The organism is Floccifex sp. (genome assembly GCF_051873495.1).
Lineage (GTDB): Bacteria > Bacillota_I > Bacilli_A > Erysipelotrichales > Erysipelotrichaceae > Floccifex.
Genome location: NZ_JBJEEX010000013.1, coordinates 1 through 17232, shown reverse-complemented (window position 1 = coordinate 17232; position 17232 = coordinate 1). Strand labels below are relative to the sequence as shown.

General features: G+C 31.8%; 15 protein-coding genes. 14 read left to right on the top strand and 1 reads right to left on the bottom strand.

The window, feature by feature from the left end; genetic code table 11:
* Positions 1–124: 124 nt before the first annotated feature.
* The 3 genes from ACI313_RS01040 to ACI313_RS01030 are packed head-to-tail and all read left to right on the top strand — an operon-like array spanning position 125 to position 2180.
* Entirely contained in the window at positions 125–1588 is a 1464-nt protein-coding gene (locus ACI313_RS01040; protein ID WP_439755072.1) for a DUF1846 domain-containing protein, read from the top strand.
* Positions 1589–1599: 11 nt separating this feature from the next.
* The gene (locus ACI313_RS01035) at positions 1600–1881 is read left to right on the top strand and encodes a hypothetical protein (protein ID WP_320104450.1); all 282 of its coding nucleotides are present in this window, start codon (positions 1600–1602) and stop codon (positions 1879–1881) included.
* Positions 1881–2180, top strand: a complete 300-nt coding sequence (locus tag ACI313_RS01030; protein ID WP_439755071.1) for a hypothetical protein — start codon at positions 1881–1883, stop codon at positions 2178–2180. The genes ACI313_RS01035 and ACI313_RS01030 overlap by 1 nt, the downstream gene beginning before the upstream one ends.
* Positions 2181–2194: 14 nt before the next feature.
* Here the strand turns inward: ACI313_RS01030 and ACI313_RS01025 are convergent, their stop codons facing one another.
* Positions 2195–3685, bottom strand: a complete 1491-nt coding sequence (locus ACI313_RS01025; RefSeq protein WP_439755070.1) for an NAD(P)H-hydrate dehydratase — start codon at positions 3683–3685, stop codon at positions 2195–2197.
* A 62-nt stretch (positions 3686–3747) separates the two neighbouring features.
* Here ACI313_RS01025 and ACI313_RS01020 point away from each other — a divergent pair, with 62 nt between their 5' ends.
* From ACI313_RS01020 to ACI313_RS00970, 11 genes are all read left to right on the top strand, one after another.
* Positions 3748–5373 (top strand): oligosaccharide flippase family protein, encoded by a 1626-nt coding sequence (locus ACI313_RS01020; protein WP_439755069.1) that lies wholly within the window; start codon positions 3748–3750, stop codon positions 5371–5373.
* A 3-nt stretch (positions 5374–5376) separates the two neighbouring features.
* Entirely contained in the window at positions 5377–7227 is a 1851-nt protein-coding gene (mnmG, locus tag ACI313_RS01015; protein WP_439755068.1) for a tRNA uridine-5-carboxymethylaminomethyl(34) synthesis enzyme MnmG, read from the top strand.
* A gap of 84 nt (positions 7228–7311) precedes the next feature.
* The gene (locus ACI313_RS01010) at positions 7312–7605 is read left to right on the top strand and encodes an FtsB family cell division protein (protein WP_320608503.1); all 294 of its coding nucleotides are present in this window, start codon (positions 7312–7314) and stop codon (positions 7603–7605) included.
* 140 nt (positions 7606–7745) lie between these two features.
* Positions 7746–8300: a hypothetical protein gene (locus ACI313_RS01005; RefSeq protein ID WP_320608502.1), complete on the top strand. Its 555-nt coding sequence runs from the start codon at positions 7746–7748 to the stop codon at positions 8298–8300.
* Between the two features lie 129 nt (positions 8301–8429).
* Complete coding sequence (locus tag ACI313_RS01000) at positions 8430–10841, top strand: glycogen/starch/alpha-glucan phosphorylase (RefSeq protein ID WP_320608501.1); 2412 nt, start codon at positions 8430–8432, stop codon at positions 10839–10841.
* A 112-nt stretch (positions 10842–10953) separates the two neighbouring features.
* Entirely contained in the window at positions 10954–11334 is a 381-nt protein-coding gene (locus ACI313_RS00995) for a metal-dependent transcriptional regulator (protein WP_320608500.1), read from the top strand.
* A gap of 26 nt (positions 11335–11360) precedes the next feature.
* Positions 11361–13523: a peptidase U32 family protein gene (locus tag ACI313_RS00990; RefSeq protein ID WP_320608499.1), complete on the top strand. Its 2163-nt coding sequence runs from the start codon at positions 11361–11363 to the stop codon at positions 13521–13523.
* A gap of 62 nt (positions 13524–13585) precedes the next feature.
* Entirely contained in the window at positions 13586–14917 is a 1332-nt protein-coding gene (gene eno, locus ACI313_RS00985; RefSeq protein ID WP_320608498.1) for a phosphopyruvate hydratase, read from the top strand.
* A gap of 63 nt (positions 14918–14980) precedes the next feature.
* On the top strand, positions 14981–15577 hold the full coding sequence (locus ACI313_RS00980) for an HAD-IA family hydrolase (RefSeq protein WP_320608497.1): 597 nt from the start codon (positions 14981–14983) through the stop codon (positions 15575–15577).
* Positions 15567–16730 (top strand): 23S rRNA (uracil(1939)-C(5))-methyltransferase RlmD, encoded by a 1164-nt coding sequence (rlmD, locus tag ACI313_RS00975; RefSeq protein WP_439755067.1) that lies wholly within the window; start codon positions 15567–15569, stop codon positions 16728–16730. Before ACI313_RS00980 ends, rlmD begins: the two co-directional genes overlap by 11 nt.
* A 77-nt stretch (positions 16731–16807) precedes the next feature.
* Positions 16808–17149 carry a hypothetical protein gene (locus ACI313_RS00970; protein ID WP_320608495.1) on the top strand — a complete coding sequence of 114 codons (342 nt, stop codon included), beginning with the start codon at positions 16808–16810 and terminating at the stop codon, positions 17147–17149.
* The last annotated feature ends 83 nt before the right edge of the window (positions 17150–17232 follow it).

The following is a 17232-nucleotide window of genomic DNA, read 5'->3' as shown; positions in this document are numbered from 1 at the left end:
GAAAATAGTTGGGCTTGCCCCTGCGAACATAGCACGTTGCCGGATCCTTTTTTTTATGTTTAAATCTTGATAATTCTTAAAATGCAAGTAAAATATATAACAGAATTTATGGAGACTATCTATTATGAACAAAATTGGATTTGATAATCAAAAATACTTAACTTTACAATCACAACGCATTATGGAACGTATTTCTCAGTTTGGAGACAAATTATATTTGGAATTTGGTGGCAAATTATTTGATGACTACCATGCTTCCAGAGTTTTACCTGGATTCAAACCAGATTCAAAACTACAAATGTTGCTTCAAATTAAAGATAACGCTGAAATTGTTTTTGCGATTAACGCAAGCCATATTAACTCGAATAAAATTCGTAAAGATTTAAACATTACTTATCAAGAAGAAGTGCTTCGTTTAATTAATGAATTTAGTCGTATTGGTTTATATGTTAGTAGTGTTGTTATTACACAATACTCTCCTAGTAAACTTATTACACAATTTCAAAATAAATTAAAGAAAATGAATATTCAAGTATATCATCACTATACAATTGAAGGATATCCAACAGATTCTAAAAAAATTATTTCTAAAGATGGATTTGGAAAAAATGATTATATTGAAACAACACGTCCATTAGTGGTAGTGACTGCACCAGGTCCTGGAAGTGGAAAAATGGCTACTTGTTTATCACAGTTATATCATGAACATTTACGTGGCATCCGTGCTGGCTATGCGAAATATGAAACATTCCCTATTTGGAATTTACCATTAGATCATCCAAGTAACTTAGCCTATGAAGCGGCTACTGCGGATTTAAATGATGTTAATATGATTGATCCATATCATCTAAATGCCTATAACAAAATTACAGTTAATTATAATCGTGATATTGAAATCTTTCCTGTCTTAAAAAATATTTTTGAAGAAATTTATGGAAGTTGCCCATATGCTTCTCCTACTGATATGGGTGTTAACATGATTGGTAGTGCTATTATTGATGATGAAGTTGTTCGTGAAGCTGGAAAACAAGAAATTATTCGTCGTTATTATGATAGCTTTAATCGTTACTGTAATGAATTGTGTGATATTAACGAAGTTAATAAGCAACAATTGATTCTTAAAAAAGCCAATATTACTTTAGAAGATCGTAAATGTGTTGCCAAAGCACATGAAATGGAAAAACAAAGTAAAGTATATTGTGGTGCAATTGAATGTAATGATGGTACAATTGTTACAGGTAAAACAACAGATTTAATGGGAGCTTGTAGTTCTGTTTTGATTAATACATTAAAATATTTAGCTAATATTGAACAAGATGTTCATTTAATTCAAACAGATTTAATTGAACCAATCCAAGGTTTAAAAACAGAATACTTAGGAAGCGTAAATCCACGTCTTCATGCGAATGAAATTTTAATTGCGTTGGCAATTAGTGCAAAAGTAAATGAAAATGCAGCCAAAGCACTTTCTTGTTTGAATCAATTACGTGGTTTACAAGCTCATATTACATGTGATTTATCAGAAGTGGACTTAAATACTTTATCGCAATTAGGTATTCAAGTAACTTATGAATCAAATAGAAAATAGGAGGAATATCTATGGCTAAACCAATTCCATCATCAGGAGCAGGAGCAGTTCGTATCATTTTAAAAAATAAAGATGATTTTCATTTTGACTTAAGAAAAAAAGAAGAAGATGGTTCTAAAACTAGTTATATTTTTGATGTGTTTTATGTGAATGCGACTGGAACTTTAAATATGGCTGTGGAAAATGACAAAATTGTGATTGCGGCATTAAATTTGGGATTAGGCAAAGTAATTACTTTATCAAATGATGATAATTTGAAAAAATTATGTCGCTATGTATTGGATGCCCAATAATGAATACACGCTTACATGTTGTTGTAGATCGAGAAGATGAACAAATTGTGCAGGATGTAAAAAATGCACTTAATCTTCTTTGCCCTGCCTTCTCTTTTTCACCAAGTCGTGAACAACCATCTCTTTGTCATTGTTTGGAATTCTTTGGAACAGCTGTTTTAACTGAGCAAGAAATAGAATCTTTATTAGATGTTTTGAACAATGATTGGGATGGAGAAATGGATAATTGTTGCGCTTATGGTTTTAATACGAAAATGTTTCATCCTCATGTTTACTATATTCAATTTCAAATATTATAGAAAAGGTGCTCATTTTAGAGCACCTTTTTTCGTAGTGTCATTAAGACATTAGAAATATTGTTTATACAATCGTCTGGCATTACACTAGCACAATCAAGGTCTAGATTAGCACTTTGATTGTGTACATAACATGCACTTACCACTGCACTAATATAATTATTTGTTTGACCACATAAACCTGTTACAATTCCACAAAGAATATCGCCACTTCCACCTTTGGCAAGGGCACTATTCGCTTGATTTAAAACATATAGTTCGTCTTGATAACCAACTATTGATATATTTGATTTTAATAGCGTAATGCAGTTTTTATGAACATTAGAAAATTCTTTTATAATTCTAAATGGATCTTCAAGTATTTGTGAAACGGAATAAGAAGTTAAATATGTCATTTCTTTAATATGAGGAAGTAAAATAGTAGGGGCATTACGGTTTAACCATTCTTCATGGTTTTGGATTGCCCATAAAGCATCGGCATCTAAGATAACAGGTTTATCTGTTTCTAATATTTTATGTACCATTTCAATTGTTGTCTTGTTTCTTCCCATACCATTTCCAATAGCAATAATTTGATATGGCTCTAATTCCATATCTTGGGCATTCGAAAAATAACCATTTAAACTGTTTCGACATATAGTCATCGCAAAATCCATTTTTCCAGCAATAACTGGATAAATTACATCAGGAATCATTACTGTTAATGTTCCAATGCCACTTCGATAGCAAGCTTTTGCGCTTAGACAAAGAGCTCCTTGCATAGAAAGACTTCCTCCAATCATAAGGGCTTTTTTAAATGTACCTTTATGTGAGTTGTCATTTCGCTGTGGTAAAAGTTTAGTGACAAGTGCTTCATTGATTATATATTGTGTATGTAAAGAATGAGGAATACCAATATCCACACATACACATTTTCCACTGTAAATATATCCATCATTAATAAAATGACCTTCTTTAAAACAATCAAGAGCAATCGTTAAATTTGCTTTGATAGCACATCCTAATTTTTTTCCAGTTGTTGCTTCAATACCACTTGGTAAGTCAATTGAAATTACATAGGCATTTGATTGATTGACTTTATTTATGATTTGTTCATAAATGCCAGTTATGTTTCTTGATAAACCATTTCCAAATAAACAATCGATAATCACATCGTATTCATCAAAATTATGGGTTTCATCAATATAAGTTAAAGAATAATAAGAAAGTGCATGGTATTGTATTTGTTCGTCATGTGACATTTTATCAATGTTTGGAATATAAACATCACATTGAATATCGTCTTTTAATAAATTACGAACGATGGCTAAGCCATCTCCTCCATTGTTTCCGGGACCACATAAGACGCATATCTTTTGATGGGAAGAAATCTGTTGTTTTATGATTTTTGCACTTTCACTAGCTGCTTGTTCCATTAAAATTAGTGAAGGAATATTATATTGTTGAATGGATTGGGAATCTAATTCACGGGCTTTTGGGCCAGTTTGAAAATATTGTATCTGTTTCATGGTTACATTATATCATTATCGAAGTAAATTTTGTGCTATAATAAGCAAACAGGAGAAATGATATGAAAAATAATTCGAACGTTAAAAAATCAATTATCTTAAGTGGTTTGGTTGGTACTGGTGGATTATTCATTGCGAAGTTAATTGGAATTGTTTATGCGATTCCTTTTTCATCGATACTAGGAAATGAAGCATACATGAGTATTTATGGCCAAGCCTATAATATATATTCATATGTATTAATGGTATTTACAGCGGGTTTTCCCTTTGCTATCGCAACGTTGGTTGCACGATATAGTGTATTAAAAGATGCCAAATCGATTCTTTCTGTTAAAAAAATTGCTTTATTGTTTTTGTCGATTACAGGATTCTTAGGAATGATGTTGTTGATGCTACTGGCAGGGAAAATTGCTCCTGTTATGGTAGAAGAAAACATCGATGTTATGACCAACACGATTCGTTTATTGGCTATTGCTGTATTCCTGGTGCCTATTCTTTCAGCCTATAGAGGTTTATATCAAGGCTTAAAAGAAATGGAAGAATATGCTTTTTCACAAGCATTTGAACAAGTTTTTAGAGTTGGATTTTTATTAATTGGATCTTGTATTGTTGTTTATGCCCTTGGATTAGATCGTAAATATGCTCTTTATATTTCGGTTTTATCTACTTCAGTAGCTGCAATTGCAGGTATTGCACAAATTTATCGTTTTGATCAAAAGAAAAAAGGGGAAGTTGAACAAGTTGCGGCTGAACAAAAAAGTGATGGAGTTGATAGAAAAACATTATTTAAAGAATTTTTTACACTTTCTATTCCTTATTTGTTTACATCAATTTTAGGATATAGCCAACAAATCTATAATGCGATTTTACTTCCTATTGGTTTACGTTTACATGATTATGCTTCTAAAACGATTACAACTATTATTTCGGCTACCACATATGTAGGAGTAAAAATCACTGCCATTCCTATGATTTTAGCTCCGGGATTTACAGCGGCTATTATTCCACATATAACAGAAGCACTCACAAAAAAAGATTATAAATTAATTCGTAAAGATATTATTGATTGCGTAAATATTATTTTATATATTGGAATTCCTGTTTGTTTCTGTATTTTCTTATATTCTAAACCAATAAATTATACTTTATTTTATAACGAAGACTTAAATATGGCAGCCTATGTTTTGGCATGGCTTAGTTTAGAAGCTTTTTTAGGTACCCTTGCTCCGGTTGTTACGAATATGATGATGGCATTGGAGTTAAGAAAAAATTATTTGAAGAGACTTGTTTTTTCTACCGTGATGAAAGGAATTACAATTATTCCTCTGATTGCACTATTTGGATTTGCTGGTTCAGTTATTTCAAGTGTAATCTGGGATGGATACTTAATTGTATTTAACTTACGTGAAATTAAAAAAGTTTATAAAGTTAAATTTAAAAAAGCATTCTGGGTATTAAGTCGTGTTTTAATTTGTGTTGTTATGATGGGATTGGTATCAATGTTCTTAAATTGGATTGGCATTGGTGGTGTTGATTGTGGAAGAATCACAAGTTTTATCTATATGTGCATTAATGGACTTGTGAGTGTTGCTACGTTTGTTGGATTGAGTATTGTACTTCATCTTCCTAATGTTGTATTCCATGTGGATGTAAAAGAATTAATAAATAAATTATTGAGAAAGGCATAAAATATGTTTGATGTTTTAGTAATTGGAGCTGGGCATGCAGGTATTGAAGCTTGTATGGCCGCTAGTCGAATGAATAAGAAAACTTGTATTGTAACACTAAATATCGATATGGCAGGATCAATGCCATGTAATCCAAGTATTGGAGGACCGGCGAAGGGAATTGTTGTCAGAGAAATCGATGCGTTAGGTGGGCTTATGCCAATTGTTGCAGATAAAACGGCTTTACAATTTAAAATGTTGAATACGACTAAAGGACCAGGTGTATGGTCTATGCGTGTTCAAAGTGATAAAGAAGCATACAAAAAAGAAATGAAAAAAGTGCTTTTAAATACACCTAATTTAACGGTTATTGAAAAAGCGGTTCATTCTGTATTAATTGAAGATGGTAAGGCTAAAGGGGTTCTTTGTACAGATGGTACAAAAATTGAATCGAAAACGGTTGTTTTGACAACTGGTACTTACATGACAAGTACAATTTTACGTGGGCATACAGCTACTAGTTCAGGACCAGAAGATCAAATTACGGTTAATACTCTTTCACAGAGTTTACGTGATGCAGGTATTAAAACATTCCGTTTAAAAACAGGAACGCCTGCACGCGTTTTAACGGATTCAATTGATTTTTCAAAAACAGAACCACAACCAGGTACGAATGAATTTTTACGTTTCTCACAAACAACGAAAAAAGAAGATGTACTTCCTTTTGAACAACAAAGTGTCTGTCATTTAATTTATACGCAACCTGAAACACATAAAATCATTAATGAACACTTAACGGATTCAGCTATGTATTCTGGATTAGTTAAAGGAGTAGGACCAAGATATTGTCCTAGTATTGAAGATAAGCTTGTTCGTTTTGCGGACAAAGAAAGACATCAATTATTCCTTGAACCAGAGTCTAAATCATTGGATACAACATATATTCAAGGTTTTTCAACTTCCATGCCTATTGAAGTACAAGAAAATATGGTGCATTCTTTGCCTGGATTAGAAAACTGTGTAATTAAAAAATATGCATATGCGATTGAATATGATGCCATTGATCCTCTTCAAATGAAGCCATCGATGGAAAATAAAGTTGTGGAAAATTTATTTACAGCTGGGCAAGTTAATGGAACAAGTGGCTATGAAGAAGCTGCTGGACAAGGATTAATGGCCGGTGCGAATGCGGCTTTAAAAATTGATGGGAAAGAACCTTTTGTGCTACGTCGTGATGAAGCGTATATTGGCGTTATGATTGATGATTTAACAACGAAAGGAACTAATGAACCATATCGCTTGTTAACATCTCGAGCAGAGTATCGTTTGCTTCTTCGTCATGATAATGCGGAACAACGTTTATTGAAAAAAGGATATGAAATTGGATTGGTTAGTGAACAGCGTTATCAAAACTTTGTCAAAGAACAAGAAGAAATAGAAAAGGCAAAAGAACAATTGAGTGAAGTACACATTAAGCCTTCACAACAAGTGGATGAATATCTTCAAAATCTTGGTTTTGAATCTTTATCAAGAGGGTGCAGTGAACTTGAATTAATCAAACGTCCTAAAGTGACAATCAAAGGTTTATCGTCTATCACAGGTGTTGAATTTGATGATGAAATCAATAAAGCCATTGAAATTGAAGTAAAATACAAAGGATATATCGATAAAGCTAAAAGGGACGCACAACATCTTCAAAAGATGGATGAAGTTCGTTTACCTAAGGATTTGGACTATGAACATATGGATAATTTATCACTAGAGGCAAGACAAAAGTTATCTCAAATTCAACCAATGACGTTAGGGCAAGCAAGTCGTATTTCGGGTATTAATCCAAGCGACATTGCGATTTTAGCTATATATGTGAAAAAATAAAATAATATTGTTAAATGTTATTGAATTTATAATCTTAGAACATGTAAAATATGAATAGAGTACATATACTAAGGGGGTATTTGTATGAAAACAAAAAAGAAGAAAAAATTAACACTTAAAATGTTATTGGTTTACACTATTTTGCTTTCAGGTGCGGGTTACATGCTTTACAGTAGTTTTAAAGAATTAGAAACAACGGCTGAGATTCGTCTGAGCATGGAAGAAAATGAAAAAGAGTCTCAGGCTTTGGATGCGCGTAAAGCGGAACTAGAACAGACCAAAGAAAATCTTGAAAATCCAGATTATATTGAATACTTGGCAAGGGGTAAATACTTGGTTACAAAAGATGGAGAACAGGTTTTTAAGTTTTCGGATTAGGTCAATATTATAAAAGTAAATAATAAAATTTAGCATCAATTAAAAAAACATAGTCAATTGTTACAATAAAGTGGTAAATTGTGAATTTGTCATTCTTAAGTAATTTTTATTTGGCATACTAATGTCATGAGAGGTATGTTATGAAAAAAACAAAGAAACTATGTTTAGAAATTGATGCTAATTTATTAGATGAAATTATTTTTCGCGATCATCAAAAAAACTTTCGCGTAGATGAAAATGATGTTGTTTATTGCAATATCCCAATCAGTAAGATGGAATGCATTATATCAGAAAGCTCAGTTGCTTATTCCAACAAATTTATCGCTATTAATCCAGATGGTGAATTTTTGCCAAATAATGGATTTGATACGATTATAAGTGCGGATATCGAAGTTCATTTATCAAGTCATACAGTTTTGAAAAAAGGTAAAATTATAAATATCCCACGTTCTTGCTACATTATTTTGGAAAGTTTATTGCTGGCAAAAGATGGAACATTACGACGTGATTCTTTAATTCGTATTTTAGAATCGGATGGAAAACGTGTTCGCTGTATTGATGAAAATAACTTGAATCAACACATTAAAAGAACCAATCAAGCTTTATTACATGGAGAAGAAGGGAAGCCATATATTAAAGCAAAATATGAGTATGGATATGTATGGCAATACCCAATCGAAAAAATAAAGAAATGAAAGCGATTACATCTTTGTAAAAATTAAATAATTTTTTTGATTTTTTGTGATTTTTGGCGATTTTTTGGGCATTTTGTTGAAGATTGAAATAATGTTAGGTATAATTTTTTTTAATTGGAGGATATTTATATGTCAAATTGCTTTGAATCAAAAGAAGCTTTTAAAGAGGCTTTTAAAGCGAATGTGTCAAATACTTATGGACGTGACTTTGAAGATACATATCCAGAAGAACGTTACTTAACATTAGGACACATGGTACGTGACTATGCTAGTGAAAATTGGCGTGCCACAAAAAATGCAGTTAAAAAATCAGAAACCAAACAATTATTCTATTTCTCTATGGAATTCTTGATGGGTCGTTTGTTGACAAGCAATTTAATGAATCTTGGAGTGTATGATGTTGTTAAAGAAGGTTTAGGCGATTTAGGAATAGACATTAATGACATGGAAGAAAAAGAAAGTGATGCCGGATTAGGAAATGGTGGACTAGGTCGTTTAGCTGCTTGTTTCATGGATTCACTTGCTTCATTAAATTACGCAGGACATGGAAACTGTATTCGTTATCATTATGGTTTATTTAAACAAAAAATCGTTAACAATGAACAAATTGAAGTTCCTGATTGCTGGTTGAAAAACGGAAACGTTTGGGAAGTATGGAAACCTCAACATTCTGTTCGTGTTCGTTTTGGTGGAACAATTGATGCTTATATGGATCAATATGGAAAATTCCATCAAAAATATAATCCTAGTTTAGTTGTAAAAGCGGTTCCTTATGATGAACCGATTGTTGGATATCATACTACAACAACTAACACATTACGTTTATGGGATGCAGAAGTAGATGAAGATTTTGCGTTAGCTGGATCATTATTTGATTACTTAGATGATGTTAATCAGTTAACAGCTAATGTTTATCCTGATGATTCTACTCCTAAAGGAAAAGAATTACGTTTACGCCAAGAGTATTTCTTTGTATGTGCTGGAGTGAATTCAATTATTTGTCAACATTTAAGACGCTATAAAACATTAGATAATTTAGGTGAAAAAGTTGCAATTCAGTTAAATGATACACACCCTGTATTGGTTATTCCTGAATTAATGCGTGTTTTAATGGATGATTATAATTATGAATGGGATCAAGCTTGGGATATCGTAAGAGAAACAGTAGCATATACAAACCATACTGTTATGGCCGAAGCACTTGAAAAATGGGATCAAAATTTAGTACGTAGTTTATTACCACGTATTTATATGATCATTGAAGAAATTGAAAGAAGATGGAAATTCTATGTAGATCATAAAGGATTATGTGGAATCTTCAATCAAGTTTCTATTTTGAAAGATGGTCAAGTACATATGGCTCATTTAGCAATCGTAGGAAGTCATAGTGTAAATGGGGTTGCTGCTTTACATTCACAAATCTTAAAAGATGATGTATTTAAGTATTTTGAACAAATTTATCCTGGATTAATCAATAATAAAACAAACGGTATTACACATCGTCGTTGGTTATTGTACTCAAATCCACAATTAACACAATTACTTGAAAATACAATTGGACCTGAATTTAAAACAAATCCAGCTAAATTAGAAGATTTAATGAACTATGTAGATGATACAAATGTTCAAAATCAATTTATGGCTGCTAAATTAGAACGTAAAAAGATTTTAGCTGATTATGTTAAGAAGGAATTAGGAATCGAAATTGATGTTAATTCTATTTTCGATTGCCAAGCAAAACGTTTACATGCATATAAACGTCAATTGTTAAATATCTTCGGAGTAATGCATACTTACATGAAGATGAAGAAAGATCCTTCTTATAGAATTTATCCACGTACTTATTTCTTCTCTGCTAAAGCGGCTGCAAGTTATGCTTTAGCAAAAGAAATTATTAAATTAATTAACATTGTTGCTGATAAAGTTAATAACGATCCAGAAACAAATAAATACTTAAAAGTTGTATTTATTCCAAACTACTCTGTATCTGTTGCGGAAATCTTATTAAACGCAGCTGATGTAAGTGAACAAATTTCAACGGCTGGTAAAGAAGCAAGTGGTACAGGAAACATGAAGTACATGATGAATGGTGCATTAACTTTAGGTACATTAGATGGTGCCAATGTTGAAATCGTTGAACAAGTTGGATACGAAAATGCCCAAATCTTTGGTTTCCGTGTTGAAGATATCAATCATATGAAACATGAAAACTCATATAATGTATGGAATTATTACAATAATCACGAAGAAATTCGTCAAGTTGTTGATTCTTTACGTAATGGAGTTTGGTCATCAAACCCAGATGAATTCCGTTTAATCTATAATGATTTAATGTTACGTAATGATGAATTCTTCGTATTAGGTGATTTCATGTCGTACATTCAAGCACAAGAAGAAATCGATAGAAAATATCGTGATCGTTCAAATTGGGCTCGTATGATGTTAATCAACATTGCTAAATCTGGATACTTCTCAAGTGATCGTACAATCAAACAATATGCAGAAGAAATCTGGGGATTAACACCAATTCCTTTTGATTAGTGAAAAGAGAAAGAAAATCTGTTTTTGACGGGTTTTCTTCTTTTTTTATGGAAAAGTATTTTGATTGACTTTAGATTCTTGCTTGTTTAGAATATATGAAAGAGGTAGAAAAGTGAGACAAGATACAATAGGTGAATCATTAGAAGATTATTTAGAATCTATATTAGTACTGAGTAAATGCATTGACCGCGTTCGTAGCGTAGATGTCGCAAGTTATTTAGGCTTTTCAAAGCCAAGCGTTTCTCATGCTGTGAAATTGATGGTGAATCAAGGGCTTATTGAATTGGATGCGAATAAATTTATTACGCTTACTGAAAAAGGAAGAGAAATAGCTCAGGAAACATATAACCGTCATCAGTTTTTTGAAGAAATGTTAGTGTCTATGGGCGTTCCTAAAGAAATAGCGCAAGAAGATGCTTGTCGAATTGAACATGTTCTATCAAAAGAATCATTTGAAGCTATTCAAAAATATTATCAAAATTCAAAGGGGTAAATGCCCCTTTTTTTAAAGGAGAAAGTATGAAACCAGAAATATTAGCACCCGCAGGAAATGAAGAAGCATTGAAGGCTGCCATTAAAGCCGGATGTGATGCCGTCTATTTTGCTTTACCTAATTTTGGAGCACGAGCATATGCTGAAAACTTCACTATGGAACAAACCAAAGAAATGATCGCATATTGTCATTTATATGGTGTAAAAGTGTATATCACAATGAATACGCTATTATATGAAGACGAATTTGAACAAGCTTATCAATGTGCTAAACAATTACATGAATACAATGTAGATGCTTTAATTATTCAAGATTTAGGTTTTATTCATTATTTGCATGTACGTTTACCTGAACTAGAGTTACATGCATCTACGCAACTAAGTGTCTCTAAACCTGAAATGATGGAGCAACTAAAAAAATTAGGAGTAAAACGAGTTGTATTAGCTCGGGAAACATCGATTGAAGACATTGAAGCATGTGTAAAAACAGGAATTGAAGTAGAAGTTTTTGTTCACGGTGCTTTATGCATTTGTTATTCTGGACAATGTTACTTTTCAAGCTTTAAATACAATCGCTCAGGTAATCGAGGAATGTGTGCCCAACCATGTCGAATGCCTTATCAACTATTACAAGATGGCAAACAAGTAGAAACAGACGGTGAGTATTTATTAAGTCCGAAAGATATTTCTTTGATTCAAAAAGTAAATGAATTAGCTCGTATTGGTGTTGTATCTCTTAAAATTGAAGGGCGCATGAAATCAAAAGAATATGTTTATCAATCGGTTTCGTTAGTTCGTAAAGCTGTTGATAAACAAAAAATTACGAAAGAAGATTTAGAAAAATTGAATGTTTCTTTTAATAGAGGACATACATATGGGCATACATATAATGATTTTGGATCGCAATTAATGAATTATAAATCAAGTAATCATGCGGGAATTGAAATTGGAAAAGTTATAAAAATCAAAAATAAAAAAATTGTAATGTCTATCAATAAAGAATTAAATCAAAATGATGGAATTCGCTTTGAATATAATGGTAACCAACAAGGATGTCGAATTAACTTTTTATACGATGAATCTGGAAAGTTAACAAATCATGTAGATGCCCATAAAATTTGTATGATTGATGATTTAAAACACGTTAAAGTGGGAAGCGTCATAAAAAAGACAATTGACTCTAAATTAGAACAAGAAGTAAATACAAAATTAAAAGAAAACTCTCGTCAAGTGTCTATAGATGCACAATTTACTTGTTATGGTGTATCTGATTTATTAGAATGCATTGCCAGTGATGGAAAAAATGTTGTGACTTGTCGTACGCAAAGTAAAGCTGTCAAAGCAATGAATCGTGCTACTAATGATGAAGTTATTACAAAACAATTTATGAAGACAAAAGATTCATGGGCTGTTTTTAAGAATATGTCTTTTGATTTAGAACCTGATATTTATTTCTCTATTTCAGATATCAATCAATTACGAAGAGATGTACTAGATGCTTTGAAAGAAAAGCGTACGAAATTAAAACCAATTGTGGAAAAAGAATACAATGTAAATTTATCTCCTGTTGAAAAAGTAAATAATATAATGGAAATTCAAACGAAAAATCAATACACGAACTTTGATGGAATCATTGTTTCTGAATTACTTCCATTTACAATGAAAAAAGGAAATATTACGGAAGTACAAGGTGATGTGGTTGCTCATTTAGGAGAAGGAAAAATCATTGATTCTATGAATGTTACGAATTCCTATGCCATTGCTGCTTTGATGAGTTTAGGATATGAAAATATCGTTGTGAGTGATGAAGTTGATGATCATCGTCTTTCATTGATGCTAGCTTCTTTTAAAAAACAATATGGATTTGATGCGCCTGTGATTAAAACCATTTATCAAAAAAGAAGATTAATGACAATGAATTATTGTCCCGTTAATACATGTTTGAAAGATGGTTCACGTACGCAATGTAGTTTATGTCATACACATCAATTTGAATTGGTTTGTAAAGATCAAACTCATTTGCTTTGTCTAGGAGATGGAAGCTGTCATATGCGTTTATTTGAAAAAGAAGCATGTGATGAAATGTACAAATTAGACTTTTATAAAGAATTAGGAATTAAAGGATATCGCTTTGTTTTTGTGGATGAAAATGAAGGTGAAATTCAGTCCATTTTAAACTCATTTTGTTGAAAGAGACAGTGATTAGTGATATTATTTTTATAGCTTAAGGCTAAAAGGAGGATATTTTAATTATGCCTATTATTGTTGATGTATATGCTCGTGAAGTCTTAGATTCACGTGGAAATCCAACTGTAGAAGTAGAAGTAACAACTGAATCTGGTGCTTATGGACGTGCAATGGTTCCAAGTGGAGCTAGTACTGGTGTTAGAGAAGCATTAGAATTACGTGATGGAGATAAATCTCGTTATTTAGGAAAAGGAACTTTAACTGCTGTTGACAATGTTAACAACATTATTGCTCCAGCCATCATTGGTATGGACACTCGTTCTCAAAACTTAATCGATGCTAAAATGTTAGAATTAGGTGGAGGAGATGTTTTCAAAAAACAATTAGGAGCTAACGCTACTTTAGGTGTTTCTATGGCTGTTGCTTTAGCTGCTGCTGATTACTATGGAATGCCTTTATACAACTATTTCGGAGGATTCAACGGAAAAACTTTACCAGTTCCTATGTGTAACGTTATCAACGGTGGATCACATGCCGATTCAACTGTAGACTTCCAAGAATTCATGATTATGCCAGTTGGTGCTACATCAGAAAGAGAAGCAATCCGCATGGCTGCTGAAACTTTCCACGCTTTAAAATCTGTATTAAAAGCTAAAGGATACAACACTAACGTTGGTGACGAAGGTGGATTCGCTCCTTCATGTGTTCACGGAAACGAAGAACCATTAGAATTATTAGTTGAAGCTATGGAAAAAGCTGGATATGTTCCAGGTAAAGACATGAAAATCGCTATGGACGTTGCTTCAAGTGAATTCTATAACGAAGAAAAAGGTGTATATGAATTAGTTAAATCAGGAGAAGGAACTAAGACTTCTGATGAAATGATTGATATGTACGAAGGATGGTTAGAAAAATATCCAATTATCTCAATCGAAGACGGTTTAGCAGAAAGCGACTGGGATGGATGGAAACGTATGACTGACCGTTTAGGTAAAAAAGTACAATTAGTTGGTGACGACTTATTCGTAACTAACCCTGGAATCCTTTACGAAGGAATCGAAAAAGGAATTGCTAATGCAATCTTAATTAAAGTTAACCAAATCGGTACTTTAACAGAAACATTCGATGCTATCGAAATGGCTAAAAAACACGGATACACTTGCATCGTTTCTCACCGTTCAGGAGAAACTGAAGATTCAACAATCGCTGATATCGCTGTTGGATTAAATGCAGGACAAATCAAAACTGGATCATTATCTCGTACAGACCGTATTGCTAAATACAACCGTTTAATCCGTATCGAAGACGAATTAAATGAACGTGGTACAGCTAATATCGCTCAATACTTAGGAGATAAAACTTTCTACAACTTAGCTGATGTAGAATTCAAAAAATAAGAATTAATTTGAATTATTTTTAGGACTCTGAATAAGAGTCCTTTTTTATGTTATAATCGAATCATGATAAAGAACATAGTATTTGATTTAGGAAATGTCCTTGTACAATTTAATCCCAAAGCATTTTTAAATGAGATGATTCACGATGAATTGATTGAAAAACAATTGTATTCCTTTTATTTTGAAAGTAATCTATGGCAAATCTATGATCAAGGCATACTTACTAATGAACAAATGATACAAAAAGGAATACAAACATATCCTCAATACGAACAATGGATTCGAAAGTTAATGAATGAGTGGGTAGAATATGTAATCCCAATTCAAGAAAATTTAGAATACATTAATTCACTACAACAATATAATCAATACATTGTATCGGATATACCTGAATACAATTATTTATATTTGATGGAGAATTTTAATTTTTTGAAGACAAGAAAAGGAATCTATTCATTTCAAGAAAAAATTGTGAAACCAAATAAAAAAATGTTTACACAATTAGAAGAAAAATATAAAATAAATCCTCGAGAGAGTGTTTTTATCGATGATAAAATAGAAAACGTTCAAGCGGCTATGCAAGTAGGATTCTATGGAATTCATCTAAAACAACCTTTGAATTTGAAAAATGAACTGGAGGAATTTCTACATGAAATGTAAAGTTTCAAAAATATGTGGTGGATGTTCTTATTTAAATTTAAGTATGGAACAACAACTTAATAAGAAAAAAGAATATGTTCAAAGTTTAATTGAACAAAACCACTTAAAAATAAAAATAGATGACATATATCAAGCTCAATTAGATACACACTATCGTAATAAAGTAATCGTTGGATTTGCCAAAGATAAAGGTGTGATTTATTCAGGATTATATGCAGCTCATTCACATCGTGTTTGCCATAGTGAAAATTGTTTGATGCATCCAGATATCGTAAACGAAATCATTAATGAAATTACCAAGATGATGCAATCAATGAAAATCGAACTATACAATGAAAGAACAGGAACAGGATTATTACGCCATGTTTTAATTCGTTATGCCCATAAAACAGATGAAATCATGGTTGTTTTTGTTACGAGTCAAAAAATGTTCCCATCAAGACGTAATATGGTGAATGCTTTAACGAGTAAGTTCCCACAAATTAAGACAATTGTTCAAAATATAAATTCACGAAAGACAAGTATTGTTCTTCAAGATGAATCAATTGTTTTATATGGAGATGGATACATTACAGATGAATTATGTGGAATGAAAATTTCTTTTGGATATGATAGTTTCTATCAAATTCATTCGGATCAATGTGAATTTCTATATAATTTAGCGAAAACTAAATTACATTTAGAACCAAATGAAACAGTATTAGACACATATTGTGGAACAGGTACGATTGGCTTAACAATGGCAAGTTCTTGTAAAAAAGTAACAGGTGTAGAGAGAAATCCAGAAGCTGTTTATTTCGCAAAGAAAAATGCGAAACAAAATAAGGTGAACAACATTAATTTTGTGCAAATGGATTCAACTCAATACATGAAAGAAGCTCAAAAACATCATACTAAATATGATGCCATTATTTTAGATCCACCTCGTCAAGGAACAACAAAAGAATTTGTAGAAAGTGCATGTGCATTATCACCAAAGAAAATTCTATATATTTCATGTGATCCTAAAACATTAATGCGTGATCTACAACAATTCAGACGCTGTGGATACCTCGCAAATAAAGTGGATTTAGTAGATATGTTCCCTAGAACGGATCATATTGAAAGTGTAGTATTATTAACTAAAGCGAAACCAAAAACAATTCGAAAATAAAAATTAAGACTTATTTGGTGTTTTCACTAAATAAGTTTTTTTGTTGATAAAAATAAGAAATAATAGATAATAAAATTATGAAAAAGATTATATTAACACTCATGTGCCTGATTTTAATAAGTTGTACAAATGGTTCTTGTGACTTTCGAAATATTAGTTGGAAACGAGAAAGTGACTGTGATACGGAAACAATTGAATTCAGATTGGATGGGAGCTTCTCTTATTTTTGTGGATGTGGAAATCCAGTGAATGATTCGGATTTATGTGATTCATATACATATGATGAAAAAACAAATACAATTTATTTAAACTATGAACAAACAACGGAAGATTCGATACCCATTATTAAAATCATTTCTTGTACAGATAAAAAACTAAAACTAGATTTTAATGGTGAAATACGCACTTTTCATCGCTAAAAAATGATAATAGATTATTTTATGTTAAAATACATTAGAAAATTAATACACCAATGTTGATAAAAAACACCAATCGAAGCACA